This is a genomic window from Kocuria sp. KRD140 (genome assembly GCF_017168375.1).
GTDB lineage: Bacteria > Actinomycetota > Actinomycetes > Actinomycetales > Micrococcaceae > Kocuria > Kocuria marina.
Map to the genome: position 1 here is coordinate 232,587 of NZ_JABFAW010000004.1, position 4,792 is coordinate 237,378.

The 4,792-nt window shown below is 69.8% G+C and carries 5 protein-coding genes; 4 read left to right on the forward strand and 1 reads right to left on the reverse strand.

Features of this window, described 5'->3' with window-relative positions:
* The 3 genes from nadA to nadC form a co-directional block, all read left to right on the forward strand.
* On the forward strand, window positions 1–1,270 hold a 1,270-nt coding region (nadA, locus tag J1M36_RS05220; protein ID WP_206478791.1), incomplete at its 5' end, for a quinolinate synthase NadA.
* 3 nt (window positions 1,271–1,273) lie between these two features.
* Complete coding sequence (locus J1M36_RS05225) at window positions 1,274–3,052, forward strand: L-aspartate oxidase (RefSeq protein ID WP_064846963.1); 1,779 nt, start codon at window positions 1,274–1,276, stop codon at window positions 3,050–3,052.
* Window positions 3,030–3,929 (forward strand): carboxylating nicotinate-nucleotide diphosphorylase, encoded by a 900-nt coding sequence (gene nadC / locus J1M36_RS05230; protein WP_064846962.1) that lies wholly within the window; start codon window positions 3,030–3,032, stop codon window positions 3,927–3,929. Before J1M36_RS05225 ends, nadC begins: the two co-directional genes overlap by 23 nt.
* Here nadC and J1M36_RS05235 read toward each other — a convergent pair.
* Entirely contained in the window at window positions 3,926–4,258 is a 333-nt protein-coding gene (locus J1M36_RS05235) for a cupin domain-containing protein (protein WP_064846961.1), read from the reverse strand. The genes nadC and J1M36_RS05235 overlap by 4 nt on opposite strands.
* A 71-nt stretch (window positions 4,259–4,329) precedes the next feature.
* Between J1M36_RS05235 and J1M36_RS05240 the strand changes: the two genes are divergently transcribed.
* On the forward strand, window positions 4,330–4,792 hold a 463-nt coding region (locus J1M36_RS05240), incomplete at its 3' end, for an aminotransferase class V-fold PLP-dependent enzyme (protein WP_206478792.1).

A 4,792-nucleotide genomic window follows, 5' to 3' on the forward strand; every position in this document is an offset into this window, starting at 1 on the left:
CCTTGAGGGCGGTTCGTGCAACGCCGCTCTCACCCAGGACCCGTGGGAGTTCCCCGCCCCGCTCTCGGCGGGTTACGGCCCGGGTGCTTCCCAGGACGACGCCGCTCCGGCCGGCTCCCCCGCGCAGCCCACCATTCCGCAGCGCTACCGGGATGCCTCCCCCGAGGAACTGGACGCCATGATCACGGCGGCCAAGAAGACTCTGGGTGAGCGCGCCGTCGTCATGGGGCACTTCTACCAGCGGGACGAAGTGGTCAAGCACGCGGACTTCATCGGTGATTCGTTCCAGCTCGCGCAGCAGGCCAAGGCGCACCCGGAGGCGGAAGCCATCGTGTTCTGCGGTGTGCACTTCATGGCCGAGACGGCGGACATCCTCTCCCGGGGCGGCCAGTCCGTGATCCTTCCCAATCCCGCTGCGGGGTGCTCCATGGCGGACATGGCGGACGCGGATTCCGTGGAGGAGTGCTGGGCGGATCTCATGGACGTGTTCGGCCCCCACGCCACGGACGCCCACGGCCGGACGATCATGGGCGAGGACGGCGAGCCGCTCGCCTCCGTGATCCCCGTGACCTACATGAACTCGTCCGCCGCGCTCAAGGCGTTCTGCGGTCGCAACGGCGGAATCGTGTGCACGTCCTCGAACGCGCGGACCGTGCTGGACTGGGCCTTCGGTCGCGGCCAGCGCGTGCTGTTCTTCCCGGACCAGCACCTGGGTCGCAACACCGCCAAGGCCATGGGTGTGCCGCTGGAGCACATGCCCCTGTGGGATCCCCGCAGGGAGCTGGGCGGCAACACCGCGCAGGTCCTCCAGGATTCCCGCGTGATCCTGTGGCACGGCTTCTGCTCCGTCCACAAGCGCTTCACGGTGGGCCAGATCGAGAAGGCCCGCGCGGAATACCCCGGCTGCACCGTGATCGTGCACCCCGAGTCCCCCATGGAGGTCGTGGACGCCGCCGATTCCTCGGGCTCCACCGACCACATCCGCAAGGCCGTGGAGGCCGCGGAGCCGGGGCAGACGTTCGCGATCGGTACCGAGATCAACATGGTCAACCGTTTGGCCGCGGAGCATCCCGAGCACACGATCTTCTGCCTGGATCCCGTGATCTGCCCGTGCTCCACGATGTACCGCATCCACCCGGGCTACCTCGCGTGGGTCCTGGAGGAACTCGTGGCCGGTCGCGTGGTCAATCAGGTGTCCGTGGCCGAGGACGTCGCACGGGAGGCGTCCGTGGCTCTCGAACGCATGCTCGCCGCCGTCCCGAGGGCGTGAGTCATGACTGACGTCCTGGTCATCGGCACCGGGGTCGCCGGTCTCAGCGCGGCCTTGTCCGCGGCGGAGGCCGGTGCCCGCGTCACCGTGGTCACCAAGGCCGCACTCACCCACACCGCGACCGATCGCGCCCAAGGTGGGATGGCCGCGATGACCGGCTCCCTCCCCGGCGGAAACCCCGCGGATTCGGTACGGCTGCACGTCCAGGACACCCTGGTGGCCGGTGCGGGCTTGTGTGATCCGCTGGTGGTGCACGGGGTCGTCCGGGACTCCGCCGCGGCTGTTCGCGACCTCACAGACCACGGCGTCGCCTTCGACCACGTGGCCGGCCCCGACTCCCCGTGGGTGCAGGGCCTGGAGGCTGCGCACAGCATCTCGCGCATCCTGCATGCCGGGGGCGACGCCACGGGGCACGCGATCCAGGAGGCCCTGTCCGCTCGGTCACGCGAGATGGCCCACGGGGGACATATCCGTCTGCGCGAATACACCCTGGTCACGGACGTCATCGTGGTCGGTGACCGGGTCGTGGGCTGCACCGTCCGCCCGGTTCTCCACGGCGGAGAGCTGGGCGACGAGGAGTTCCTCCCCGCGGACCACGTGGTGCTCGCCACGGGCGGCGCGGGTCAGCTGTATCCGTGGACGACCAATCCCCAGGTGGCCACCGGGGACGGCATCGCACTGGCCCTGCGCGCCGGTGCCCAGGTGCGTGACCTGGAGTTCTTCCAATTCCACCCCACCGCAATGGCCGCTCCGGGTTCGTTCCTGATCTCCGAGGCGGTCCGCGGTGAGGGAGCGGTACTGCGCGATCAGCACGGCCACCGCTTCATGACCGATGTGGACCCCCGCGCGGAACTCGCCCCCCGGGACGTGGTGGCGCGCGCAGTCTTCGCGGCGCGCACGGCATCCGACGACGGCGCCGCATACCTGGACTGCTCCACGATCCCCGTCCCGTCCGGGCTGACCCGCGCCGAATTCCTGGCCCGCCGGTTCCCGTCCATCCACGCCGAACTCGCGAGGCGAGGCCTCGACTGGTCCACCGAGTGGGTCCCCGTGAGCCCCGCCGCGCACTACCTCATGGGTGGCATCGCCACCGATGCGCTGGGCCGCACCACTGTTCCCGGACTGTGGGCCGCCGGGGAATGTGCCCGCACCGGCATGCACGGGGCCAACCGCCTGGCCTCGAATTCCCTGCTGGAAGCCACGGTCCTCGGCCGCAGGATCGGCGAACTGCTCGCCGGTCCGGGGGAACCCGCGGACGCGTCGCCCGTGGCCCTCTGCAGCGAACCGGAGCCGCGCGTGCTCGATGAGGCAACGGCCCACGTCCAGCCCCGCCTGGCAGACCGAAACGACCCGCTGCTCAGCACCAGGCCGTATTCCACGGGAAGGGAACCGTCCTCGACGGACTCGGCCGTCGCCGAACCGTTCTCCCGCGCTGGCCTGCAGCAAGCCATGTGGCAGGGCGCCGGGGTGTTCCGCACCGCCGAGGGCCTCGAACGGGCGAAGGCGCGGCTGGACGGCTGGCTCGCGGCGTCGTCGTCGGACGAGGAGGATACGGCGGCGGCCCCTGGAACCCTGGCTGAAGCGGAGGACCGGAACCTCCTGACCGTGGGGCACGCGCTCGTATGCGCCTCGTTGGCTCGCACCGAATCCCGCGGAGCCCATCAGCGCGTGGACCACCCGGCCACCGACCCCCGCCTGGCCACGAGCACCGCATGGATCGCCTCCGGATCCGCAGCACCCACCCCCGAAAGGACAGACCATGCTGACTCGCTCAGCCGTTGAAGTCGTGATTCGTGCGAGCCTGGCCGAGGATGCGCCGTGGGGTGACATCACCTCCGAGCTCGTGATCCCTGCCGCGGCGACCGCCACCACCACGATCACCTCGCGGGAAGCAGGAATTTTTGCGGGAGAAGAGATCATCCGGACCGGCTTCGCCACGGCGGACTCGGGCCTGGAGGTCACGCTCCACGTATGCGATGGTGACCCGCTGACCCCCGGAACCGCCATCGCAACCATCACCGGCCCGGCGCGACCACTGCTGAGCGCCGAACGCAGCGTGCTGAACCTCGTGCAGCGGATGTCGGGGATCGCGACGCTCACCGCCCGGTACGTGGCCGAGGTCGAGAAGGCCGTGGCAGAGGTGGAACGCGCCAACAACCTGCCCGCCGGGACCATCACGCGCACCCGCGTGACCGACACCCGCAAGACCACCCCCGGACTACGAGCGCTGGAGAAGCACGCGGTGACGTGCGGCGGCGGCAACAATCATCGATTCGGCCTCTCGGACGCCGTGATGCTCAAGGACAACCACCTGGCCGTGCTCACCGCGGACGGTACCTCCGTGACCCACGCGCTGCGCGAACTGCGCAAGAAGCTGCCGCACACCACACACATTGAGGTGGAGGTGGACCGGCTCGATCAGATCGAGGACGTCCTGGCCGGCGGGGTGGACACCATCATGCTGGACAACTTCGCCCACTCGGACCTGATCAGCGGCGTGGCCGTGGTGGACGGTCGCGCCATCGTGGAGGCATCCGGTGGCATCACGCTGGAGACCATCGGCAGGGTGGCCTCCACCGGCGTGGACGTCATCTCCGTGGGCGCGCTCACCCATTCGGTGCGCGCATTGGACCTGGGTCTGGACGTGGCCGTGGACTAGCCCTTGTTCACGAGCGTCAGCAGCACCACGGAGTCCTCGTGCGCGTGCAGGGAGTGACGCTGCTGCGGGATCACGGCGTACTGGGCAGGACCGAGCTGCATGGATTCGTCGCCGGCGACGAGCTCCACCCGGCCCGTGATCACCTGGATCGTGGCCTCGCCCGGGTTCTCGTGTTCCTTGAGGTCCTGGCCCTCGGCCAGCGCGATCATGGTCTGCTGCAGCGTGTGCTCGCGGCCGCCGTTGAGGTGGTGGGCGGAACGCCCGCTGGACGCCTCGCGCGCCTCGGTGAGCATGTCCTGGGCAATGGTGGTCAGCGTGTTTTCTTCCATGGTCCATCTTTACAGTCCGGCTCATCGCCCGTCACGGGCACGAGATGTCCGTCATCACGAGAGGTCACATCATGATCTACCTGGATCACGCGGCGACCACCGCCCCGCGCCGCGAAGTGCTCGAGGCCATGTGGCCGTGGTTGACCGGCGGGTTCGGTAACGCGTCCAGTCATCACGAGCGCGGCCAGCGCGCCGCCCGCGCCCTCGAGGACGCCCGCCAGCGCGTTGCCGCGGTCCTCGGGGCCCGCCCGGGTGAGATCATCTTCACCTCCGGCGGCACCGAGGCGGACAACCTGGCGGTCAAGGGCATCGCCCTGGCCCGCCAGGAACGGCAGCCTTCGCGTCACCGCCTGCTGGTCAGCGCCATCGAGCACGACGCCGTCCTGGAATCCGCCCGCGCACTCGCCCGGCATGACGGTTTCGAGACGCTCGAACTGCCCGTCGATCCCTCCGGTGCGCTCTCCCCCGACACCTTCCGCGCCGCCCTCGTGTCCGACGACGACGCCGCTCGCACCCTCCCCGACCGTGCCGCCC

Bases quoted from the DNA above. Each gene is read 5' to 3' on its own strand.
- J1M36_RS05225 (WP_064846963.1), top strand. From the start codon at position 1,274: ATGACTGACGTCCTGGTCATCGGCACCGGGGTCGCCGGTCTCAGCGCG.
- nadC (WP_064846962.1), top strand. From the start codon at position 3,030: ATGCTGACTCGCTCAGCCGTTGAAGTCGTGATTCGTGCGAGCCTGGCC.
- J1M36_RS05235 (WP_064846961.1), bottom strand. From the start codon at position 4,258: ATGGAAGAAAACACGCTGACCACCATTGCCCAGGACATGCTCACCGAG.